Consider the following 21,721-nt stretch of genomic DNA (forward strand, 5'->3'; position numbering starts at 1 on the left):
ATCATGAATCCTGCGAAACCTGTTTCCCTGGGTATGCTGGCCGCCCTGCTGCTGCCAGCCGTGGCCAGCGCGCAGTCCAGCAACCGCTACGAAGGCAAGACGCTTACCGGCGACTGGGGCGGCACCCGCACCGAACTGTTCGAGCGCGGCGTTGCCTTCCGCGGCGACTACGTGGGCGAGGCCATGGGTGTGGTCGATGGTGGCTACGGCGAAACCGGCGCGCGCTATGCGCAGCAGGTGCGGGTGGGCGTGGACCTGGACATGGGCAAGCTGGCCGGCTGGGACGGCGGTGCGTTCCACTTCACCCTCAACGATCGTCGTGGCCGCAGCACCTCGGTGGACTTCGTCGGCAACCGCTTCCCGATCCAGGAGGCGTATGGCGGCCAGTACACGCGGCTGACCGAGCTGAGCTACGACCAGACCTTCAATGCGGGCCGGTCGTACTACAAGCTGGGGTACTACGCGATGGGCAACCAGTTCGGCCTGCACAGCCTGCTGACCCACTTCGTCAACGCCGCATTCTGCGCCCACCCGCTGGCGATGTCCGGCAACAGCGGCTGGTACAACTATCCGATGGCACGCTGGGGTGGTGAGTTCGCCCAGCAGATCAGCCCGGCGGTGAACGTGCGCACGGGCTGGTTCCAGGTCAACCCGAATCTGGGCGGCAACATCGAACGCAACGCATTCCGTCCGTTCGTTTCGGGCACCACCGGCTCGCTGTTTCCGGTGGAGGTGACCTGGACGCCGGCCAAGGGCAGCCGCTACGCCGGCGTCTACAAGTTCGGTGGCTACTACGACACGTCGCGCGTGGACAAGCGCGGCCTCGATACCTCGCCGACCACCGGGCGCCACGGCGCCTACGTGCTGGCCGAACAGCGCCTGACCCAGGAATCGGCCGACCCGAGCCGCGGCCTGACCGGCTTCGCGCAGTACATGGTGTCCGACACCGATACCGCGCAGATCAAGCGCTGGTACGCGCTGGGCGGCGTCTACCAGGGCATCGGCGCGCGTGCGCAGGACAGCATCGCGCTGGGCTACGTCGGCGCTGACATCAACCACCGCCTGGTCGATGCGCGGCGCGCCACGTTGGCCGCCGGGGGCGTGCCCACCGATTCGCCGCTGTACAACCTCAGCCAGGCCGAGGAGCTGTTCGAGCTGTCCTACAGCTTCCAGGTGAACCCCTGGCTGATGATCCGCCCGGACGTGCAGTACATCGTCAACCCGGGCACGTTCAATTACAGCGGTACCGACAACGCCTGGGCCGTGGGTGTCCAGGCCAAGGTGACCTTCTGATGGCCGCGCGCTCCTTCCATGCTGTGGTGACTGTGATGAAAATTCCGCTCGCTTCCGTTGTCCTCGCCGGCGTGCTCGCCTCCTCCCCCTTGCTGGGCCTGGCCGCGCCGCCACCGGCGGTGCTGCAGGTCGGCCAACTACGCATCGGCGAGGGCAGCCCGCGCACCATCGTACCGATCACCGGTGCCACCGCAGATGTCGCTCTGCAGCAGGCCGCGGCCATCGCCGCCAGCAGATCCACCGACATCGCCGAATGGCGCATCGACTACCTGGACATCGCCACCGATGGCAAGGCGCTGGTCGCGCTGGGCAAGCGCATCCAGGCCACGCTGGGAGGCAAGCCAGCCATCGTGACCTTCCGCACGAAGGCCGAAGGGGGCGCCAAGCCGATCAGCGATGCCGACTACGGCAAGCTCTACGCCGCGCTGCTGCGCGGTGGTGTCGCCCAGCTGATCGACGTGGAGATGTTCCGCGATCCGAAGGTGGTGCAGGCGCTGGTGGCGCAGGCCCACAAGGCTGGCGTGAAAGTGGTGATGTCCAGCCATGACTTCCACGCCACGCCACCGCGCGAGGAAATCGTCGCACGCCTGCTCAAGCAGCAGGCCCTTGGCGCGGACGTGCTGAAGATCGCGGTGATGCCGCGCGACGCTGGCGATGTGCTGGCATTGCTCGATGCCACCTGGCAGGTGCGCCAGCAGAGCGACAAGCCGCTGCTGACCATGTCGATGGGCGGCACCGGCGTGGTTTCGCGCCTGGCCGGCGAAACCTTCGGCCAGGCCCTGACCTTCGGCATGATCGGCACCCCGTCGGCACCAGGCCAGGTCGAGGTTGAGCGCCTCCAGGACGTCCTGCAGGTCATTCATGCATCCAGCCAGGCCGGTCACTGAGACCTTCCCCGCCGGACGTTCCACCGCACCACGCTGTTGTAGGAAACCGCACCATGAGCCACGCCTCCGCCGCCGCACCGTCGCTTGTCCTTGAACGGATGAGTCCCTTCCAGTGGACCGCCATCGCCATCTGCGTGCTGTTGAACATGCTTGATGGCTTCGATGTGATGGTCATGGCCTTCACCGCGCCGCATGTTTCGGCGGACTGGGCGCTGTCGGGCAAGGTACTGGGGCTGATGCTCAGTGCCGGCCTGGTCGGCATGGCGCTGGGTTCGTTCCTGCTGGCACCGCTGGCCGACCGCTGGGGGCGGCGGCCGATGATCGTGTGCTGCCTGCTGATCCTCACCAGTGGCATGGCGCTGTCCGCGCTGGCCGCCGACGCCTGGCAGCTGGGTGCGCTGCGCGTGTACACCGGCATCGGCATCGGCGGCATGCTGGCCGGTGTGGGGGTGATCACCGCCGAGTACGCCAACGCCAAGTGGCGCAGCACCGCAGTCGCGCTGCAGGCCACCGGCTACCCGATCGGTGCGACCGCTGGCGGTCTGCTGGCTGCGTGGATGCTGGAGCACTGGGCCTGGCACAGCGTGTTCCTGGTCGGCGCAGCGGCATCGCTGCTGTGCATTCCGCTGGTGCTCAAATGCCTGCCCGAATCGCTGGATTTCCTGGTCGCGCGTCGCCCGGCCAATGCCTTGCCACGCTTGAACGCGCTGCTCTCGCGCATGCGCATGCCAGAGCTGCAGGCGCTGCCGCCAGCGCCGGTGCGCGACGGCCAGCGCCAGGGTTATGCCGCGCTGTTCGTGGGTGACCTGCGCCGCGTCGCGCTGCTGATCGCACTGGCGTTCTTCCTGCACATGTTCGCGTTCTATTTCGTGCTGAGCTGGACGCCGAAGCTGCTGGTCTCGGCCGGCGTGTCGGCGCAGCAGGGCATCACCGGTGGCGTGCTGTTGAACCTGGGCGGCATCGTTGGCGGCAGCCTGTTCGGCTGGCTGGCCTCGCGCTGGTCGCTGTCCAGGCTGACGGCCGGCGCGCTGCTGCTGGCGATGGTTTCGATGCTGGGCTTTGCGGCCTTCAGCACGCAGCTGGGCGTGGCCTTCCCGCTGGCCTTCGTGATCGGTGCGGCACTGTTCGCAGCGATGGCCGGCCTGTATGCGGCCGCGCCGGTGGTGTTCGCCGCCGAAGTGCGGACCACCGGCCTGGGCTGGGCCATCGGCATCGGCCGGGTCGGTGCGATCCTCTCGCCACTCACGGTGGGTGTTCTGGTCGATGGTGGCTGGCAGCCGTCCTCGTTGTACGTGCTGTGCGCTGCGCCGCTGCTGCTGGCGGCATGGGCGTGCCTCGGCCTGCGCGTGGGCGTGGGTCAGAACCGGCGTTGAACCGATGGCCGGAGCACGTCACTCAATGTTCGATTATCGAATCGAATGGCCGAATATCGCATTGACCGGGCGACGTGCCATGGCGACCATGTCCGGGTCATGTTTTCCCTTCGCAGTGGCCCTGCAGCGTGGCGGTGATGACCGCCGGCAGGCAGGGCAAGGAGCAATGCAGTGATCGACAAGAGCGTAGCCAGCGTGGAAGCAGCGGTGGCAGATATCCATGATGGCGCGACCGTGATGATCGGCGGCTTTGGCACTGCCGGCATGCCCGACGAGCTGATCGATGCGCTCATTGCACAGGGTGCGCGCGAGCTGACCATCATCAACAACAATGCCGGCAACGGCGATACCGGCCTGGCTGCGCTGATCAAGCACAAGCGCGTTCGCCGCATCGTCTGCTCCTTCCCGCGCCAGGCCGATTCGCAGCACTTCGACGCGGCCTACCGCGCCGGCGAGATCGAACTGGAGCTGGTGCCGCAGGGCAACCTGGCCGCGCGCATCCATGCGGCAGGTTCCGGGCTGGGCGCGGTCTTCACGCCCACCGGTTATGGCACCGAGCTGGCCCAGGGCAAGGAAACGCGCGAGATCGACGGTCGCCACTACGTGCTCGAGTACCCGCTGCATGCCGATTTCGCGCTGATCAAGGCCGACCGCGGCGATCGCTGGGGCAACCTGGTGTATCGCCGGACTGCACGCAACTTCGGCCCGCTGATGGCGATGGCCGCACGCTGCACCATCGTGCAGGTGCGTGAGGTGGTGCCGCTGGGCGAACTGGACCCGGAGGCCGTGGTGACCCCCGGCATCTTCGTGCAGCGCGTGGTGCCGGTGGCCGCAGAAGGAGTGCAGGCATGAACAAGCTCAGCCGCGAACAGATGGCCGCGCGCGTGGCGCGCGATATTCCCGAAGGGGCCTACGTCAACCTGGGCATCGGCCTGCCGACCACGGTGGCCAACTTCCTGCCGGCGGACAAGGAGATACTGCTGCAGTCTGAAAACGGCCTGTTGGGCATGGGCCCGGCGCCGGCGCCCGGCCAGGAAGACCCGGACCTGATCAATGCCGGCAAGCAGCCGGTTACCCTGCTGACCGGTGGCTGCTATTTCCACCACGCCGATTCGTTCGCGATGATGCGTGGCGGCCACCTCGACATCTGCGTGCTCGGTGCCTTCCAGGTCTCGGCGCACGGTGACCTGGCCAACTGGAGCACCGGCGCCTCCGATGCGATTCCCGCCGTGGGCGGTGCAATGGACCTGGCCATCGGGGCCAAGCAGGTGTTCGTGATGATGGACCTGTTCACCAAGCAGGGTGAAAGCAAGTTGGTGGCCGAATGCAGCTATCCGCTGACCGGCCTGCGCTGCGTGTCGCGCGTGTATACCGATGTGGCGGTGTTCGACCTCGGCGCCGACGGCGCGACCGTGCTGGAAATGGTCGAGGGCGTGGACATCGATCAACTGCGTGAACTGACCGGCCTGCCGCTGGCACTGGCCGAGGGAGCCTGAAATGCCGATGCACGAGACCTATATCGTCGATGGCATCCGCACCCCGATCGGCCGCTACGGCGGCGCGTTGTCCGGTGTGCGCGCCGACGACCTCGGCGCGATTCCGCTGAAGGCACTGCTGGCGCGCCACCCGCAGCTGGACCCGGCGCTGGTGGAGGACGTCTACCTGGGCTGCGCCAACCAGGCCGGTGAGGACAACCGCAACGTCGCCCGCATGAGCCTGCTGCTGGCCGGCCTGCCGGTGAGCGTGCCCGGCAGCACGATCAACCGCCTGTGCGGTTCGGGCCTGGATGCGATCGGCACCGTAGCCCGTGGCATTGCTGCCGGCGAGCTCGGCCTGGCCATTGCCGGCGGCGTCGAATCGATGTCGCGCGCGCCGTTCGTGATGGGCAAGGCAACCTCGCCGTTTGCCCGCGACCAGCAGATCGAAGACACCACCATGGGCTGGCGCTTCATCAACCCGCGCCTGCGTGAACTGCACGGTGTGGAGACCATGGGCCAGACCGCCGAGAACGTGGCTGAGCGCTACGGCGTCAGCCGCGAGGACCAGGATGCGTTCGCCCTGCGCAGCCAGCAGCGAACGGCCGCCGCGCAGGCGCGCGGCTTCTTCGACGGCGAGATCGTGGCGGTGGACGTACCGGGCCGCAAACGCGGCGAAACCGTGACCGTCGAGCGCGATGAACACCCGCGCGGCGATACCACCGCCGAAGCACTGGCCAAGCTGAAGCCGCTGTTCCGCCAGCCGGGCACGGTGACCGCCGGCAACGCCTCGGGCATCAACGATGGTGCCGCCGCGCTGCTGCTGGCCTCCGGTGCGCAGGTGCAGGCGCTGGGCCTGACCCCGCGCGCGCGCATCCTCGGCTTTGCCAGTGCCGGCGTGGAGCCGGCGATCATGGGCATGGGCCCGGTGCCGGCCAGCCAGAAGCTGATGGCACGGCTGGGCCTGGCCATCGCCGACTTCGATGCCATCGAACTGAACGAGGCCTTCGCCTCGCAGGGGCTGGCCTGCATGCGCCAGCTGGGCCTGGCCGACGATGCCGCGCACGTGAACCCCAACGGTGGTGCCATCGCGCTGGGCCATCCCCTGGGCATGAGCGGCGCGCGCCTGGCGCTGACCCTGCTGCGCCAGCTGGAGGCCAGCGGTGGCCGCCGTGGCCTGGCCACGATGTGCATCGGCGTGGGGCAGGGCGTGGCCCTGGCCATCGAGCGCGTGTGAACCATCCCCTGATTCCGTAATCTCAAGACAGCTGCGGCTTCCGGGCCGCTCGCCAACAGGAGTACGCCATGAGCGATCCCACCCCACTGCGCGGCTACCGCAAGCCGTATCCCGGCAGCCAGCCGCCGCGCGTCCACCTGCCGTATGCCTCCACCGCGCTGCGTGGCCCGGGAACCGACCCGATCGCGATCCCGGTGACGCTCTCGGAAGTGACCGGCCCGAGCATCAACCGCATTACCCTCGGTGAGCATGCCGCCGACCTGACCGCCGGCTTCCCCGGCCAGCCGCAGGGTGAGCGCATCATCGTCAGCGGCCGCGTGCTGGACGAGAACGGCCGCCCGGTGCGCAACACCGTGGTGGAGGTGTGGCAGTGCAACGCCGCCGGCCGTTACCTGCACAAGGGCGACCAGCACGACGCGCCGCTGGATCCGAACTTCAAGGGCACCGGCCAGGTGCTGACCGACAGCGAAGGCCGCTACCGCTTCACCACCATCAAACCGGGCGCGTACCCCTGGCGCAACCACTACAACGCCTGGCGCCCGGCACACATCCACTTCTCGCTGCATGGCGAAGGCATCGGCCAGCGCCTGGTCACGCAGATGTATTTCCCCAATGATCCGCTGCTGGCGTTTGATCCGATCTACAACTGCGTGGACGACGCCAAGGCGCGGGAGCGCATGGTGTCCTCGTTCGATTGGGAAAACACCGCCAACGAATTCGCGCTGGGCTACCGTTTCGACATCGTGCTGCGCGGTCGCAAGATGACCGTCTGGGAGTAACACCATGAGTTTCCAATCCACTCCATGGCAGACTGTGGGCCCGTACTACCGCCTGGGCCTTGAACCGCTGTACCGCACCGACATCGCCCCGGCCACCGCGCAGGGTGAGCGCGTGGAAGTGCAGGGCCAGGTGTTCGATGGCAATGGCGTGCCGGTGTCCGATGCCGTGCTGGAAATCTGGCAGGCCGACGCGCAGGGCATCTATGCCCATGGCGAAGACCCGCGCCGGGACGACCACGACCCGGCCTTCGACGGCTGGGGCCGCGTGCCCACCGACGACCAGGGCCGCTTCGCCTTCACCACCGTCAAGCCGGGCCGCGTGCCGGGCCTGCGTGGCGAGCCGCAGGCGCCGCACCTGGTGGTGCTGGTGTTCATGCGCGGCCTGCTGCAGGCCACCCGTGCACGCATCTACTTCAGTGACGAAGCCAGCAACGCCGAGGACGGCATCCTCGCGCTGGTGCCGGCCGAACGCCGCCACACCCTGGTCGCACAGGCGCAGGGCAAGGGCCTGTACCACTGGGACGTGCGCATGCAGGGCCCGGACGAGACGGTGTTCTTCGCATACTGATTGCGGCGCGCCCGACGCGCCTTCCGGCCACTCCACGCCCGCGTGCGGCGGGCGCGGGTAAGCTGTGATTACCCAGGATGGACTGCACCGATGAGCCACTTCCCAACGCTGCTGGGCGGTCTGTTCGGCGACCCCGCCGTCGACGCCGTGTTCCGCGATGAAGCACGCCTGCAGGCGATGCTCGATGTCGAACGCGCTCTGGCGCGCGCGCAGGTGCAGTGCGGGGTGATTCCCGCAGCCGCGCTGGCACCGATCGAAGCGGCCTGCAGTGCCGATCTGTATTCGTTGCCGGCGCTGTCGGCAGCCACCGCACTGGCTGGCAATCCGGCCATTCCACTGGTCAAGGCACTCACCGCGCAGGTCAAGGCGAACGATGCCGAGGCCGCGCGCTGGGTGCACTGGGGCGCCACCAGCCAGGACATCATCGATACCGGCGCGGTGCTGCAGCTGCGCGCGGCAGTCAGCCAGGTGCAGGCGCGCCTGCGCGTGCTGTGCATGGCGCTGGCGCGGCTGGCCGAGGCCGAGCGCGGCACCGGGCTGCCCGGACGCACGCTGCTGCAACAAGCAGTGCCGGTGACCTTCGGCCTGAAGGCGGCCGGTTGGCTCGACGCCCTGCAGCGCAGCCAGCGCAGGCTGGATGCGTTGGCCGCAGACACCCTGGTGCTGCAGTTCGGCGGTGCCGCTGGCACCCTGGCCTCGCTGCAGACGCGCGGGCTGGACGTGGCCGAAGCCCTGGCTGCCGAGCTGCAGTTGCCGCTGCCGGCGTTGCCCTGGCACACCGCGCGTGACCGCATTGCCGAGTTCGGCAGCGTGTTCGCACTGCTGACCGGCAGCCTCGGCAAGATCGCCACCGACATCGTGCTGCTGATGCAGTCCGAGGTGGCCGAAGCCTTCGAGCCGGCGGGCGAGGGCAAGGGCGGTTCCTCGGCAATGCCGCACAAGCGCAATCCGGTGGGCTGCGTGGCCGCCATTGCCGCCGCCACGCGCGTGCCGGGCCTGCTGTCCACGCTGTTCACTGCCATGCCGCAGCCGCACGAGCGCGCAGCAGGCCAATGGCACGCCGAATGGGACACCGTGCCGGAGATCGTGCGCCTGTGTGCGGGCAGCCTGGCCCAGGTGGATGTGGTGGTGCAGGGCCTGCAGCTGGACCGCGAGCGCATGCGCCAGCACCTGGACAGTCACGGCGGCCTGCTTTACGCCGAAGCCGTTGCGGTCACCCTGGGCGAGCGCATCGGCAAGCCCGCCGCGCATGCCTTGGTTGAACAAGCGGCCAGGCAGGCGCTTGCGCAATCGCAGCACCTGCGCGTGGTGCTGGGGCAGATGCCCGAAGTCACCGCGCAGCTTTCCGCCGCACAACTGGATGCCCTGTTCGCCGCAGACAGCTGGCGCGGCATGGCCGATACCTGGATCGACCGCGTGCTCGCGCGCGGCTGATCCTACGTTCAACGCTGGAGCACGCATGCCATTCCTCGACCTTCCGCAGCATCGCCTGCACTACCAGACCGAGGGCCGCGCCGACGGGCAGTGGCTGACCTTCTGCAATTCGCTGGGTACCGACCTGGGCATGTGGCAGCCGCAGGTGGATGCACTCGCCTCGCAGTACCGCATCCTGCGCTATGACCGTCGCGGCCATGGCCAGTCCAGCACGCCGCCGGGGCTGTACAGCGTGGCCGAACTGGGCGCTGATGTGCTGGCCCTGTGGGACCACCTCGGCATCGCGCGCAGCCATTTCTGCGGGCTGTCGATCGGTGGCCTGACCGGGCAGTGGCTGGGCGTGCATGCTGGCAATCGCCTGCGCACGCTCACGGTGGCTGCCACCGCAGCGAAGATCGGCACGCTGGACGGCTGGCAGGCGCGCATCGCCCAGGTCCAGCACGATGGCCTGTTGCCGCTGGTCGATGGCACCCGCGAACGCTGGTTCACCGCCGCTTTCGCGCAGACCCATGCCAGCCAGGTGGAAGACATCCTGCAGCGCTTCCTCGCCACCAGCGTGGCTGGCTATGCCGGCTGCTGCAACGCCGTGGGCACGGCCGACTTCCGTGATGCGCTGGGCTGCATTGGCGTGCCGTTGCTGGCCATTGCCGGAGATGACGACCCGGTATGCGCCCCGGCCGAGCTGCAGGCAATCGCCAACGGCGTGGCCCATGGCCACCATGCCGCCGTGCCGGGCCGCCACATCTGCAACCTGGAATCGCCGCAGGCGTTCACCTCCGCACTGGCCGCGCATCTTTCGGCGCAGCACTGATCCCGCACAACAGGTAGACCACGATGGACGAACAGGAACGCTACGAAGCCGGCCTTGCGGTGCGCCGCCAGGTACTGGGCGAGGCACACGTCGAACGCTCGCTGCAGGCGCGCACCGGGTTCACCACCGAATTCCAGGAATTCATCACGCGCACGGCGTGGGGCACGGTGTGGACGCGCGAGGGCCTGCCGCGGCATACGCGCTCGCTGCTGACCATCGTGATGATGGTGGCGCTGGGCCACGACGAGGAGTTCAAGCTGCATATCCGTGCCGCCCGCAACAACGGGGTGACGCCGGAGGAGATCAAGGAAGCGCTGCTGCAGGCCGCGATCTACTGTGGCGTGCCCGCGGCCAACCACGCGTTCGCGCTGGCCAAGCCGATCCTGGAAGAGCAGGCCGCAGAGCGCTGACGCCGAACATCCGCCGGGCATGGCCCGGCGCTACCAGCGCGCGGTCCCGGAAGCGCCGGGCCATGCCCGGCGGCTGCACCTCAATTCAACAACGTGCCCAGCCGCTGTGCGGCCTCGCGCAGGCGCGGCAACAGCTGGGTCTGCATCACGCCCAGGCCGATACGGCCCGCCTGGGTGCCGATGTTCAGCGCGGCCACGACATCGCCGCTGCGCGAACGCACTGGCACGGCGATCGAGCGCAGGCCGATCTCCAGTTCCTGGTCGACCAGCGACGCGCCTTCGCGGCGCACCTTTTCCAGCAGGTCGAGGAAGTCATCCATGCGGGTGACCGTGCGTTCAGTGCGCGGCCGCAGCGGGTTGCGTTCCAGGTAGCCTTCCAGCGTGTCGCGCGGCAACGAGGCCAGCAGCACGCGGCCCATCGAGGTGCAGTAGGCCGGCAGGCGGCTGCCTGCGCGCAGGCCGATCGACATGATGCGTACGGTTTCCGCGCGCGCCACGTACAGGATGTCATCGCCATCGAGCACGCCCAGCGAGCAGGATTCGTGCACGGCATCGCGCAGGGCATCCAGCACCGGTTGTGCAGCAGCGGTCATCGACGACGACGCGACATAGGCGCCGCCCATGCCCAGCACGCGCGGCAGCAGCACGAAGCCGCGGCCCTGTTCACCCACGTAGCCGAGCTTTTCCAGCGTGTACAGCACGCGCCGTACCGCTGCGCGGGAAATGCCGGTATCGCTGCTGATCTGTGACATCGTCACTTCGCGCGGGTGCTGCGAGAACACGCTCAGCACGGCCAGGCCGCGGCCGAGCGACGTCATGAAGTCCGGATCGCCCTGGTTGTCCTGGATCTGCTGCATCAGCTCATGGGCCAGGCCACGATCCTGCGGTGGGGCAGGGGGGCGCTTGGGTCGACGGCTGGGAGGAACGGCAGGCATGGCAGCAGCTTTCATCGGGTTCGACCTCGCATGGTAAGGGCTCGAACCAGCAACCGGTACCCACGCGGCGCAGCCTGCGAGGCTGCGCCGCGTGGCGCCGGTCACTTGCGCTCGGGCAGCGCGTAGGCGATCACGTAGTCGCCACGGTCCGGTGACTGGCGTGCGCCACCGGCGGAAATCACCACGTACTGGCGACCGGTCTTCGGCGAGACGTAGGTCATCGGCGTGCCTTGGCTGCCAACCGGCATGCGGGCCTTCCACACTTCCTCGCCGGTGCGGCTGTCATAGGCGCGAAGGTAGTAATCCTGCGTACCAGCGAAGAACAGCAGGCCCGACTGCGTGGCCAGCGAACCGCCCAGGGTCGGCATGCCGATCGGAATCGGCAGGCCCATCTTGATGCCCATCGGCCCGGTGTCCTTCACCGTGCCCACCGGCACCTGCCAGACCAGCTGGCGGGTCGCCAGGTTGATTGCCGACATGGTGCCGAACGGCGGTTTCTGGCAGGGAATGCCCAGCTTGGACAGGAAGCGGTCGCGCAGCGAGCCGTACGGCGTACCGGTCTGCGAGGCCGCTCCCATTTCCACGCCACCGTCGCCGCTGGTCATCTGCGCGCGCGGGATCAGCTTGGTCCACAGGCCCAGGCGCATGTCATTGACGAACAGGTAGCCGGTGGTGGGGTCGACCGAGGCGCTGCCCCAGTTCATGCCACCCAGCGAACCGGGCCATTGCAGCGCGAGGTCTTCGCCCGGCGGCGTGTACATGCCGTCGTAGCGGAACTGCTTGAACTGGATGCGGCACAGCATCTGGTCGATCGGGGTGGCGCCCCACATGTCCGACTCGGTCAGCGTCTGCGCGCCGATCTGCGGCAGGCCAACCGACAGCGGCTGGGTGGCGGCATAGCGTTCGCCCTGCGCATTGCCCTGCGGCGCGGGGATGTTGCGCACTTCGCTGATCGGCACGCCGGTCTGGCGATTGAGCATGAAGATCTGCCCGGCCTTGGTGATCTGCAGCAGGGCCGGCAGCGTGCCGCCCTTGCCGTCGGGCACGTCGGTCAGGGTCGGCTGCGCGGGCAGGTCGTAGTCCCACAGATCGTGGTGCACGGTCTGGTAGACCCAGCGCTCCTTGCCGGTGGCCACGTCCAGCGCAACCACCGCCGAACTGTACTTGTCATCCTGCGGGGTGCGCTCGCCGGCCCACTGGTCCGGGGTGGTGTTGCCGGTGGGCAGGTAGACCAGGCCCAGCTGCGGGTCGTAGGCCATCGAGGTCCACACGTTCGGCGTGGCGCGCGTGTAGTGGGTCGACGGATCCAGCGGCACGTCCGGGGTTTCCCTGGAAAGATCCCAGACCCAGGCCAGTGCGCCGGTGCGCACGTTGTAGGCACGCACCACGCCGGACGGCTCACCCACTTCGATGTTGTCGGCCACACGGCCACCGACCACGATAAGTTCGCCCGCCACCAACGGTGCGGCGGTGAGCGTGTAGAAGCCCGGCTTGATCTCGCCCATGCCGGCCTTCAGGTCGACCACGCCGTTGCTGCCGAAGTCCGGGCACAGCGCGCCGGTCTTCGCATCCAGCGCGAACAAGCGCGCATCGATGGAGGTCATCAGGATGCGCTTCTCGCACAGCGCCGGGCCCGTGCTGGCCGTTTCGGCGGCCGGCAGCGGCGCAGGTGCCGGAGCGGCTGCATCTGCCGCAGACGGTGCCGTGGTTGCGTCGAAATAGCCCAGACCGCGGCAGCGTTGCCAGTTCGGCGCGGTGGCCTTGGGGTCGAAGGCCCAGCGCTGCTTGCCGGAATCGGCATCGATGGCGATCACCTGGTTGTGCGGGGTGCACAGGAACAGGGTGTCGCCGATCTGCAGCGGGGTGTTCTGGTCCTCGGCACCGAAACCGTTGCTTTCCGGCACATCGCCGGTGCGCGCCGTCCAGGCAACCTGCAGTTCCTTCACGTTGGCCGGGGTGATCTGGTCCAGCGCGGCAAAGCGGGTGCCGGCGGTGGTGTTGCCCCAGTGCATCCAGTCGCGCTGTTCAGCGCCCTTGGCCACCGGCACCACCGGCGGCGTGGTGCCCTGCGCGGTCTGTACCGGGCGCGGCTGGAACGCCGACACCGCAGTGCCCAGCAGGCCAACCAGCAGCACGGCGGCCACGCCATAGGCGCCGCGGCCGGCAACCTGGCCTCGGCTGCGGCGCAGCACCGGCCAAGCCAGGGCGACCAGCAGGGCCAGCACCGCCGGCATCACCAGCCGCGACACCAGCGGCCAGAAATTCCAGCCGGCATCCACCAGTGCCCACAGCAGCGTGGCCAGGAAGGCCAGGCCGTACAGCAGCGCACCGTTCGGCCGGCGCATCGCCAGCAGTACGCCGGCTACCGCCGACACCGCACCCATCAGCAGGAAATACCAACTGCCCCCCAGCTGCACCAGGCGTACACCGCCGACCAGCAGAGCCAGGCCGAACAGGGTCACCAGGATGCCGAGCAGGACCACCAGCACACGGCACAGGGCCGGAACTCTCGTCGTCTCGTCCACGTTGCATGAACCTCATTGCGAAAAACCCGCGCGGAGGCGGGGAAAGCCCCGCGCGCGCCAGGCGTGGCGGGGGCCAACGGCATCCCGGGCGGCTGCGGGCCGTGACGGCGGGCAGGCGTCGGCCTGCTTATGACGCAGGCTGGGTGAATGACCGGTTAGGGCGATTATCGCACGCATGTGCGATTTTGGCGTGATGCCCCACGGCGCCATCGGTGGAACGCAGCGGCGCAGTGGTGCCTGGAACGGGCAGGGCAGGGGCGAACCGGTTACCCTATGCCGCCATACATGCTGGTAGCTGCAATGACCGACGCCACCGTGGCCGTCCCCGCCTGGGCCTCACGCCTGCGCGACATCGCTGATTTCCCGAAGCCGGGCATCCTGTTCAAGGACATCATGCCGCTGCTCGCTCACAGCGAGGACTTCCGTGGCGCGATCGTGGCGATGGCCGATCGCTGGCGCGATCAGAAGCTGGACGCGGTGGTCGGCATCGAATCGCGCGGCTTCATCCTCGGTGCGGCCATGGCGCTGGAACTGGGCGTGGGCTTCGTGCCGGTGCGCAAGCCGGGCAAGCTGCCGGGCAAGGTGCTGCGCGAGGAATACACGCTGGAATACCGCAGCGACTGCATTGAAGTGCATGCCGACGCGCTGCCCGCCGGTGCGCGTGTGGCGATCATCGACGACGTGCTGGCAACCGGCGGTACGCTGGTTGCTGCGTTGTCGCTGGTGCGCCGCCTGGGCGTGGACGTGGTCGGCGCCGGCGTGCTGGTCGAACTGGATGGCCTGGGCGGCCGTGGCCGCTGGGAAGCGGATCTGCCGCTGCACACCGAACTGGTGTTCTGATTGCGTCGCCGGGCATGGCCCGGCGCTACCTGCTTGCCGTGGGTAGCGCCGGGCCATGCCCGGCGGATGGCCTGCCCGTTACATCATCCGCACGCGGAAACGGCGGCCCTTGATCTTGCCCGCTTCCAGCTTCGCCACCGCCTTGTTGACCTGCTCGCGGGCGATCGCCACGTAGGAACGGGTCGGGAAGATCGCGATCTTGCCGATGAACTTGGCCGACAGGCCGGCATCGCCGGTGAGGGCGCCGAGGATGTCGCCTGCGCGCAGCTTGTCGGTCTTGCCGCCATCGATGCGCAGGGTGCGCATCGCCGCCTGCGGCAGCTCGGCCGGGCGCGACGTCGCCAGCGGCGTCTTCTGCCAATCCAGCGGCTCGCCGCGCTGTGCTTCGATGGCGTCGGCGCGGTTCTTTTCGCGGCCCGCCACCAGACTGATCGCCAAGCCACTGGCGCCGGCACGACCGGTACGGCCGACACGGTGCTGGTAGCTCTCGACGTCGGTCGGCAGCTCGTAGTTGATCACCGCGGCCAGTTCTTCCACATCCAGCCCGCGTGCGGCGACGTCGCTGGCAACCAGCACGTTGCAGCTGCGGTTGGCCAGGCGCAGCAGCACTTCCTCGCGGTCGCGCTGTTCCATGTCGCCATGCAGGGCGAGCGCGGAGAAGCCGAACTGCTGCAGCGAGTTGGCCACTTCGTCCACGTCCTTGCGGGTGTTGCAGAACACCACGGCCGATTCGGGTGTGTACTTCAGCAGCAGGCCGGCCAGTGCCTTCTGCCGGTGTGCCGGTTCGACTTCGCAGAACAGGTGGCGGATGGCCGGGGCCTGGTCGGCGCCTTCCACAGTCACTTCCACGGCATCGCGCAGCAGGTCGCGGGCCATGGCGCGGATGGTGTCGGGGAAGGTTGCCGAGAACAGCAGGCTCTGGCGATCGCGGTGGGTACGGCCGGCGATCTCACGGATCGGTTCCTCGAAGCCCATATCGAGCATGCGGTCGGCTTCATCCAGCACCAGCGTGCGCACGGCGCCCAGATTCAGTGCGCGCTTGCGCGCCAGTTCCTGCACGCGGCCGGGCGTGCCGACCACCACGTGCGGGTCGTGGCTTTCCAGCGACGCCAGCTGCGGGCCCAGCGGCGTGCCGCCGGTCAGCAGCAGCAGCTTCAGGTTGGGGATGCCGGTGGCCAGCTTGCGGATCTGCTTGGCCACCTGGTCGGCCAGCTCGCGGGTGGGGCACAGCACCAGCGCCTGTACGCGGATCAGGCTGGGGTCGATGGACTGCAGCAGGCCAAGACCGAAGGCGGCGGTCTTGCCGCTGCCGGTCGGGGCCTGGGCGATCACATCGCGGCCATCGAGGATGGCGGGCAGGCTCTGCGCCTGGATCGGCGTGAGGGTGGTGTAGCCGAGGGCATCCAGGCCGGGCTGCAGGGCCGGGCTCAGCGGCAGGGTCGAGAAATCAGTCATGGCGCATTGTACCTGCGCGCGCGCCCGGTCCCGCCGTCGTTCACGATTGTGGGGGCGCCCGGTAGCGGGCGACCTTGGTCGGCACCTTGGCCGAACGTTCCCTCAACCCAGCCCGATGACCACCAGCCGCGCAGCCATCGCCTGCAACTGCTCCGGGGTGGCCGGTTTTCCAGCGACCCGGGACTCCAGCAGCAGCTGGTGGAACCACGGGTTGGCGTGCCGCGTGTCGACGTCGAACGAACAGGTTGCCTGCACGCCCATCACCGCCTGAACGATCTCGACCAGCGTGTCTTCGGCTTCATCGACATTGCCCCGCCCATATCGATCATCCAGCAGGCGCAGCGGGATCTGCAGCAGGGCGGGGGAGACTGGCATGCCTCAAGTCTAACGATCCACGTTGCCCTCAGCCCAGCACCGCCAGCACACCCTGGTGGATCGCCAGGCCACCCAGCAGCAACCAGGCGAACAGGATCGATGCCAGCAGCAGCGGCTTCAACCCGGCCTGGCGCAGCGCAGACACATGGGTGGTCAGGCCCAGCGCGGCCATCGCCATGGCCAGCAGCACGGTATCCAGCTGCACCAGCCCGGCCTGCACACCCACCGGCAGCAGATGCAGCGAGTTGAGCCCGGCAACTGCCACGAAACCGAACGCGAACCACGGCACCACGATCCGGGCCTTGCCACCGTCCGCCGCCGCCTTGCCACCACGGGCCAGCCACAGCGACAGTGCGATCAGGAACGGTGCCAGCAGCATCACCCGCACCATCTTGGTGATGACCGCGGTATCGGCGGCTGACTCGCCCACCGCACGTCCGGCAGCCACCACCTGTGCCACTTCATGCACGGTGGCGCCGGTGAACAGGCCGTACTGCCGCGCGTCCATTGCCAGCCAGCCGTGCGACTGCACCAGCGCATACAGCGCCGGGTACAGGAACATGGCCAGCGTGCCGAACACCACCACCGTCGATACCGCCACCGTCACCTGCGCAGCGCGGCCGCGCACCACCGGCTCTGCGGCCATCACCGCCGCTGCACCGCAGATCGCGCTGCCGGCACCGATCAGCATGGCGGCCTCGCGCTCCATCCTGAACACCCGTACACCCAGCCAGCACGCCAGGCCGAAGGTGCTCGCCACCACCAGCACGTCCATCAGCACGCCGGCGACGCCGACGTGGCCGATGTCCTGGAAGGTCAGCCGCAGGCCATACAGCACGATGCCCGCACGCAGCAGCCAGTGCTTGGAGAAGCCCACGCCCGCCGCGCTGGCGGGGGCCAGTCGCGGGTACACGGTGTTGCCGACCACGATGCCGGCGACGATGGCGACGGTCAGCGCACTCAGGCCATGCGCCTGCAGCCAGGGCAGCTCGGCCAGGTACAGCGACGCCGCCGCCACCAGGCCGACCAGCAGCAGGCCGGGCAGGCGTAGTTGCCAGCGCTGGCGCAGGGCGGGCAGGGACCAGGGGGACAGGGCAGGCGCGTTCATGGCGGGTGGGATGCGGGAGAGAGGCGTACAGCCTGCATCCATGTGATCGACCCGTAAAACGAATAATATCGGTGAAACCTACCCATAACACAGGTAATGGACATGCGCCTGACGCTCCGCCAGCTGCAGGTCTTCGTTGCCATCGCCGACCAGGGCAGCACCACCGCCGCAGGCCAGGCCATCGCGCTTTCCCAGTCCGCCAGCAGCGCGGCCCTGCAGGAGCTGGAAGCGCACTTCGGCACGCCGCTGTTCGACCGCATCGGCCGTCGCCTGGCGTTGAACGGCCACGGCCGGGCCTTGCTGGAGCCGGCGCGCGCGCTGTTGGTCAATGCCGCCGATCTGGAGCGGCAATTGGCGGCGGGCGGTGACCCGTCCCAAGGCGCGCCGCTGCGGCTGGTGTTGGCGGCCAGCACCACCATCGGCAACTACCTGCTGCCGCCGCGTATCGCCGAGCTGCTGCGGCAGGCACCGCAGGCCGAGGTCGATCTGCGCATCGACAACAGCGCAGGCGTGGTGGCGGCCGTTCAACGGCTGGACGTGGATGCAGGACTGATCGAAGGCCCATGCCACGAACGCGGGCTGCAGGTGACCGCCTGGCAGCAGGACCCGCTGGTGATTGTGGCGGCTGCGGATGCGCCCCCGCGCTGGTCCCTGGATGAACTGCGCGCAGCGCGCTGGCTGTTGCGCGAACCCGGCTCAGGTACCCGCGAGGCTGTCGAACAGGCATTGCTGCCGCATCTGCGCGGCTTCGCCCAGACCCTGCAGCTGGGCAATACCGAAGCCATCAAGCAAGCCGCCATCGCCGGCCTCGGCCTGGCCTGCCTCTCGCGCCACGCCCTGCAAGAACCCTTGGCCCTCGGCCGCCTGCGCGTGCTCGAGACCCCGCTTCCTATCCTGCAGCGCACCCTCTGGCTGGTACGCCACCCCGGCAAGCAGTGGTTGCCGGGTTTGCAGGCGTTGCTGGGGGAAGTGCAGTAGCCGGGATCCATCTTCCACAGCGTGAATTCCACGTAGGGGTCAGAGCCTATTGCGCAGCAACGGGATCCGACCCCGTGCCGACCAACGGTCGGCACCCACCAACAGCAGCGGAGATCTGTCGAAGGCGGGGTGGTGTGGGGCTTCAGGACCGTTGGCGCCATGGATGGCGCCATCGAGCCCCCATGGATGGGTTTACGGCGTGTCCTGAAGCTCCACACCACCCCGCTATCCCTCCAGCAAGTCTGGGTTGGCTGTTGCTGTTGCTGCGGCCGTGGCCTCTGCGGGTGCCGGGCGCCGCCCGGCCAGGCCCCGCAACCCGCTACAATGGCCGGATGCCTCTGATTACTCTGCAAAACGTCGACTTCAGCGTCGGCGGCCCGCTGTTGCTGGAAAAAGCCGAACTGTCGATCGAGCCGGGCGAACGCATCGCCCTGATCGGCCGCAACGGCGCCGGCAAATCGACCCTGCTCAAGCTGCTGTCCGGCGACCACAAGCCCGATGACGGTGAAGTGCGCGTGCAGCAGGGCGTGCGCGTGACCCGCCTGGAGCAGGAGGTGCCGCATGGCGCCGCTGGCAGCGTGTTCGACGTCGTCGCCGACGGCCTGGGCGAACTGGGCCAATGGCTCGCCGAATTCCATCACCTCAGCCACGCCGACGTGTTCGATGGTGAAGCGCTGGGCAACGTCCAGGCCAAGATCGATGCCGCCAACGGCTGGGGCCTGGACCAGCGGGTCAGCGAGACCCTGACCAAGCTCGACCTCGATGGCGACGCGGAGTTTGCGCGCCTGTCCGGCGGCATGAAGCGCCGCGTGCTGCTCGGCCGCGCGCTGGTCTCCAGCCCCGACCTGCTGCTGCTGGACGAACCGACCAACCACCTCGACATCGAAGCCATCGACTGGCTCGAAATGTTCCTCAAGAACTGGAACGGCAGCGTGGTGTTCGTCACCCATGACCGCCGCTTCCTGCGTGCGCTGGCCACCCGCATCGTCGAGATCGACCGCGGCCAGGTCACCAGCTGGCCGGGCGACTGGGCCAACTACGAGCGCCGTCGCGAAGAACGCCTCAACGCGCAGGCCCAGGAAAACGCACGGTTCGACAAGCTGCTGGCGCAGGAAGAAGTGTGGATCCGCCAAGGCATCAAGGCACGCCGCACCCGCGACGAAGGCCGCGTACGCCGCTTGAAGGCGATGCGCAACGAGCGTTCCGCGCGCCGCGACCTCAGCGGCAACGTCAAGATGGAAGCGGCCCAGGGCGTGAGCTCGGGCAAGAAGGTCATCGACATCAAGGACATTTCGTTCGCCTTCGGCGATCGCACGATGGTCCGCGATTTCTCCACCACCATCCTGCGTGGTGACCGCATCGGCCTGATCGGCCCCAACGGCAGTGGCAAGACCACGCTGTTGAAGCTGCTGCTGGGCGAACTACAGCCGCAGAAGGGTGAGGTCAACGCCGGCACGAATCTGCAGGTCGCGTACTTCGACCAGTACCGTGCAGTGCTGCGCGAAGACTGGAGCGCGATCGAGAACGTGGCCGAAGGCCGCGATTTCCTCGAGTTCAACGGCAAGCGCAAGCACGTGCACGCCTACCTTCAGGACTTCATGTTCACCCCTGAGCGCGCGCGCGCGCCGATCACCCGCCTGTCCGGTGGCGAACGCAACCGCCTGCTGCTGGCCAAGCTGTTCGCGCAGCCGTCCAACCTGCTGGTGATGGACGAACCGACCAACGATCTGGACGTGGAAACCCTGGAGCTGCTGGAAGAGCTGCTGGGCGAATACAACGGCACGTTGCTGCTGGTCAGCCATGATCGTGACTTCATCGACAACGTGGTGACCTCCACGCTGGTGATGGAAGGCGATGGCGTGATCGGCGAGTACGTGGGCGGCTACAGCGACTGGCAGCGTTACGCGGCCAGCGTGGCCGCTGCGCCTGCGGTTGCTGCCGCCAAGCCGGTGGTCGCCGCCCCGGCGGCTGCTGCGGAACCGGCAGCGCCCAAGCGCAAGCTCGCCTACAAGGAAGCGCGTGAGCTGGAACAGTTGCCGAAGACGATCGAAAAGCTGGAAGGCGATGTCGAAGGGCTTACCTCGGCAATGAACGATCCGTCGTTCTACACGCGCAGCAGCGCCGAAGTGACCGCGCACACCCAGCAGCTGGCCAAGGTGCAGGCTGAACTGGATGCCGCGTACGCACGCTGGGAAGAGCTGGAAGGCTGATCGCCGGCCGGATTCAGTAGATCCACGCCATGCGTGGATATCCGGATACGTGCGGACCAACGGTCCGCACCCACCAACCAACGGTCCGCACCCACTGGGGCGGGCCGCCGGTCATTTGACCCCGTGCAGATCCCGCAGCTGGCTCGGCCGGCTGCCGAAGTACGCGGCCAGATCGGCGATGTCCTGATCGCTCAGGTCCTTCGCCTGCGGTGTCATCAGCGCATGCTGGCGATCACCGGCACGGTAGGCCTGCAGCGCATGCGCCAGGTAATCGCCGTATTGACCACCCAGCTTCGGATAGGTCGGATCGATCGGCGCATTGCCGTCGGCACCGTGGCAATCGATGCAGCTCTGGCTGGTCGCCTTGCTCTTGACCTTGGCGCGGGCCTCGCCGGCGGCTTCACGCCCGGCAGGCAGGCCCGCGGAGGAAGACGATCCGTGCTCGCCGCTGGCGTGGCCGGGATCGCCGGCGGATTTCTCGCTGTTCTCCACCTGTGACTGCGAGCAGGCCGCCAGCAGCAGGGCGACGGACAGGGCGATGGCGTGACGCAGTGGATGCGCGGCTTTCGACATGGGCGGGCCTTACTTGACGGTGGACAGGTAAACAGCGAGATCGGCGATCTCCTGTTCGCTGAAACTCATCGACTGCGCCTGCATCGTCGGATGCCGGCGCTTGCCCTGGCGGTACTCGGTCAGGGCCTGGGTCAGGTACTGCTCGGTCTGGCCACCGATCTTCGGTACCCGGTAACTGGGGTAGGCGTTCTTGTAACCGGTGATGCCGTGGCAACCCTGGCAGGTGTAGGCCAGCACACGGCCATTGTCGAAACTGCCGGTGGGCGTGGCAGCCGCCGGCACAGGGGCCGGAGCCGGTGCCGGGGCGGGTGCTGCAGGAGCAGAAGCAGGTGCGGGCTGTGCGGCGGCCCCGAGGGGCAGGAGGACGGCCAGAGCGAGACAAGCGGCGAGCGGCTGCGGGCGCATGGTGTCTTTTCCGGGGATTCGGGTCTGGTCGTTCCGGCGTGGGGTACGGA

Annotated in this window: 21 protein-coding genes; 14 read left to right on the forward strand and 7 right to left on the reverse strand. The window is 68.2% G+C overall.

The window, feature by feature from the left end; all coding sequences use genetic code 11:
• Nucleotides 1-3: 3 nt before the first annotated feature.
• From CR918_RS06875 to pcaC, 11 genes are all read left to right on the forward strand, one after another.
• The gene (locus tag CR918_RS06875; RefSeq protein ID WP_099842311.1) at nucleotides 4-1,293 is read left to right on the forward strand and encodes a carbohydrate porin; all 1,290 of its coding nucleotides are present in this window, start codon (nucleotides 4-6) and stop codon (nucleotides 1,291-1,293) included.
• A gap of 35 nt (nucleotides 1,294-1,328) precedes the next feature.
• Nucleotides 1,329-2,180: a type I 3-dehydroquinate dehydratase gene (gene aroD / locus CR918_RS06880; protein ID WP_223485160.1), complete on the forward strand. Its 852-nt coding sequence runs from the start codon at nucleotides 1,329-1,331 to the stop codon at nucleotides 2,178-2,180.
• 53 nt (nucleotides 2,181-2,233) lie between these two features.
• Nucleotides 2,234-3,553, forward strand: a complete 1,320-nt coding sequence (locus CR918_RS06885; protein WP_080149067.1) for an MFS transporter — start codon at nucleotides 2,234-2,236, stop codon at nucleotides 3,551-3,553.
• 171 nt (nucleotides 3,554-3,724) lie between these two features.
• Nucleotides 3,725-4,405 (forward strand): 3-oxoacid CoA-transferase subunit A, encoded by a 681-nt coding sequence (locus CR918_RS06890; protein WP_025875093.1) that lies wholly within the window; start codon nucleotides 3,725-3,727, stop codon nucleotides 4,403-4,405.
• Nucleotides 4,402-5,049: a 3-oxoacid CoA-transferase subunit B gene (locus CR918_RS06895; RefSeq protein WP_025875091.1), complete on the forward strand. Its 648-nt coding sequence runs from the start codon at nucleotides 4,402-4,404 to the stop codon at nucleotides 5,047-5,049. The genes CR918_RS06890 and CR918_RS06895 overlap by 4 nt, the downstream gene beginning before the upstream one ends.
• 7 nt (nucleotides 5,050-5,056) lie before the next feature.
• Nucleotides 5,057-6,265: a 3-oxoadipyl-CoA thiolase gene (pcaF, locus tag CR918_RS06900; protein WP_099844264.1), complete on the forward strand. Its 1,209-nt coding sequence runs from the start codon at nucleotides 5,057-5,059 to the stop codon at nucleotides 6,263-6,265.
• Nucleotides 6,266-6,333: 68 nt separating this feature from the next.
• Nucleotides 6,334-7,044, forward strand: coding sequence for a protocatechuate 3,4-dioxygenase subunit beta (gene pcaH, locus CR918_RS06905; protein WP_099842313.1), 711 nt, complete (start codon nucleotides 6,334-6,336; stop codon nucleotides 7,042-7,044).
• 4 nt (nucleotides 7,045-7,048) lie between these two features.
• On the forward strand, nucleotides 7,049-7,612 hold the full coding sequence (pcaG, locus tag CR918_RS06910) for a protocatechuate 3,4-dioxygenase subunit alpha (protein ID WP_025875085.1): 564 nt from the start codon (nucleotides 7,049-7,051) through the stop codon (nucleotides 7,610-7,612).
• A 90-nt stretch (nucleotides 7,613-7,702) separates the two neighbouring features.
• Nucleotides 7,703-9,046, forward strand: a complete 1,344-nt coding sequence (locus CR918_RS06915) for a 3-carboxy-cis,cis-muconate cycloisomerase (protein WP_059063875.1) — start codon at nucleotides 7,703-7,705, stop codon at nucleotides 9,044-9,046.
• A 25-nt stretch (nucleotides 9,047-9,071) separates the two neighbouring features.
• On the forward strand, nucleotides 9,072-9,857 hold the full coding sequence (gene pcaD, locus CR918_RS06920) for a 3-oxoadipate enol-lactonase (RefSeq protein ID WP_099842314.1): 786 nt from the start codon (nucleotides 9,072-9,074) through the stop codon (nucleotides 9,855-9,857).
• Nucleotides 9,858-9,880: 23 nt separating this feature from the next.
• Nucleotides 9,881-10,267 (forward strand): 4-carboxymuconolactone decarboxylase, encoded by a 387-nt coding sequence (pcaC, locus tag CR918_RS06925; RefSeq protein WP_099842315.1) that lies wholly within the window; start codon nucleotides 9,881-9,883, stop codon nucleotides 10,265-10,267.
• Between the two features lie 80 nt (nucleotides 10,268-10,347).
• Here pcaC and CR918_RS06930 read toward each other — a convergent pair whose 3' ends face one another.
• Nucleotides 10,348-11,202 (reverse strand): IclR family transcriptional regulator domain-containing protein, encoded by an 855-nt coding sequence (locus tag CR918_RS06930; RefSeq protein WP_025875077.1) that lies wholly within the window; start codon nucleotides 11,200-11,202, stop codon nucleotides 10,348-10,350.
• A gap of 101 nt (nucleotides 11,203-11,303) precedes the next feature.
• Nucleotides 11,304-13,727 carry a membrane-bound PQQ-dependent dehydrogenase, glucose/quinate/shikimate family gene (locus CR918_RS06935; RefSeq protein ID WP_099842316.1) on the reverse strand — a complete coding sequence of 808 codons (2,424 nt, stop codon included), beginning with the start codon at nucleotides 13,725-13,727 and terminating at the stop codon, nucleotides 11,304-11,306.
• Between the two features lie 300 nt (nucleotides 13,728-14,027).
• On the opposite strand from CR918_RS06935, the gene CR918_RS06940 reads away from it, so the two are divergent.
• The gene (locus tag CR918_RS06940) at nucleotides 14,028-14,567 is read left to right on the forward strand and encodes an adenine phosphoribosyltransferase (RefSeq protein WP_032951771.1); all 540 of its coding nucleotides are present in this window, start codon (nucleotides 14,028-14,030) and stop codon (nucleotides 14,565-14,567) included.
• A 78-nt stretch (nucleotides 14,568-14,645) separates the two neighbouring features.
• Here the strand turns inward: CR918_RS06940 and dbpA are convergent, their stop codons facing one another.
• The 3 genes from dbpA to CR918_RS06955 form a co-directional block, all read right to left on the reverse strand.
• Entirely contained in the window at nucleotides 14,646-16,022 is a 1,377-nt protein-coding gene (gene dbpA / locus CR918_RS06945) for an ATP-dependent RNA helicase DbpA (protein WP_025875072.1), read from the reverse strand.
• A gap of 102 nt (nucleotides 16,023-16,124) precedes the next feature.
• On the reverse strand, nucleotides 16,125-16,397 hold the full coding sequence (locus tag CR918_RS06950; protein ID WP_099842317.1) for a hypothetical protein: 273 nt from the start codon (nucleotides 16,395-16,397) through the stop codon (nucleotides 16,125-16,127).
• Between the two features lie 28 nt (nucleotides 16,398-16,425).
• A complete protein-coding gene (locus tag CR918_RS06955) occupies nucleotides 16,426-17,505 on the reverse strand; it encodes a YeiH family protein (RefSeq protein WP_099842318.1) in 1,080 nt (359 codons plus the stop codon).
• Between the two features lie 102 nt (nucleotides 17,506-17,607).
• Between CR918_RS06955 and CR918_RS06960 the strand changes: the two genes are divergently transcribed.
• Both CR918_RS06960 and CR918_RS06965 read left to right on the forward strand, forming a co-directional pair.
• Nucleotides 17,608-18,483, forward strand: coding sequence for a LysR family transcriptional regulator (locus CR918_RS06960; RefSeq protein WP_099844266.1), 876 nt, complete (start codon nucleotides 17,608-17,610; stop codon nucleotides 18,481-18,483).
• 332 nt (nucleotides 18,484-18,815) lie between these two features.
• On the forward strand, nucleotides 18,816-20,693 hold the full coding sequence (locus CR918_RS06965) for an ATP-binding cassette domain-containing protein (protein WP_099842319.1): 1,878 nt from the start codon (nucleotides 18,816-18,818) through the stop codon (nucleotides 20,691-20,693).
• Between the two features lie 111 nt (nucleotides 20,694-20,804).
• On the opposite strand, the gene CR918_RS06970 is transcribed toward CR918_RS06965, so the two are convergent.
• Both CR918_RS06970 and CR918_RS06975 read right to left on the reverse strand, forming a co-directional pair.
• Nucleotides 20,805-21,266, reverse strand: coding sequence for a c-type cytochrome (locus CR918_RS06970; RefSeq protein ID WP_032977578.1), 462 nt, complete (start codon nucleotides 21,264-21,266; stop codon nucleotides 20,805-20,807).
• Nucleotides 21,267-21,275: 9 nt separating this feature from the next.
• Nucleotides 21,276-21,671: a c-type cytochrome gene (locus CR918_RS06975; RefSeq protein WP_099842320.1), complete on the reverse strand. Its 396-nt coding sequence runs from the start codon at nucleotides 21,669-21,671 to the stop codon at nucleotides 21,276-21,278.
• Nucleotides 21,672-21,721 lie beyond the last annotated feature (50 nt).

The organism is Stenotrophomonas indicatrix (assembly GCF_002750975.1).
GTDB classification, from domain to species: domain Bacteria; phylum Pseudomonadota; class Gammaproteobacteria; order Xanthomonadales; family Xanthomonadaceae; genus Stenotrophomonas; species Stenotrophomonas indicatrix.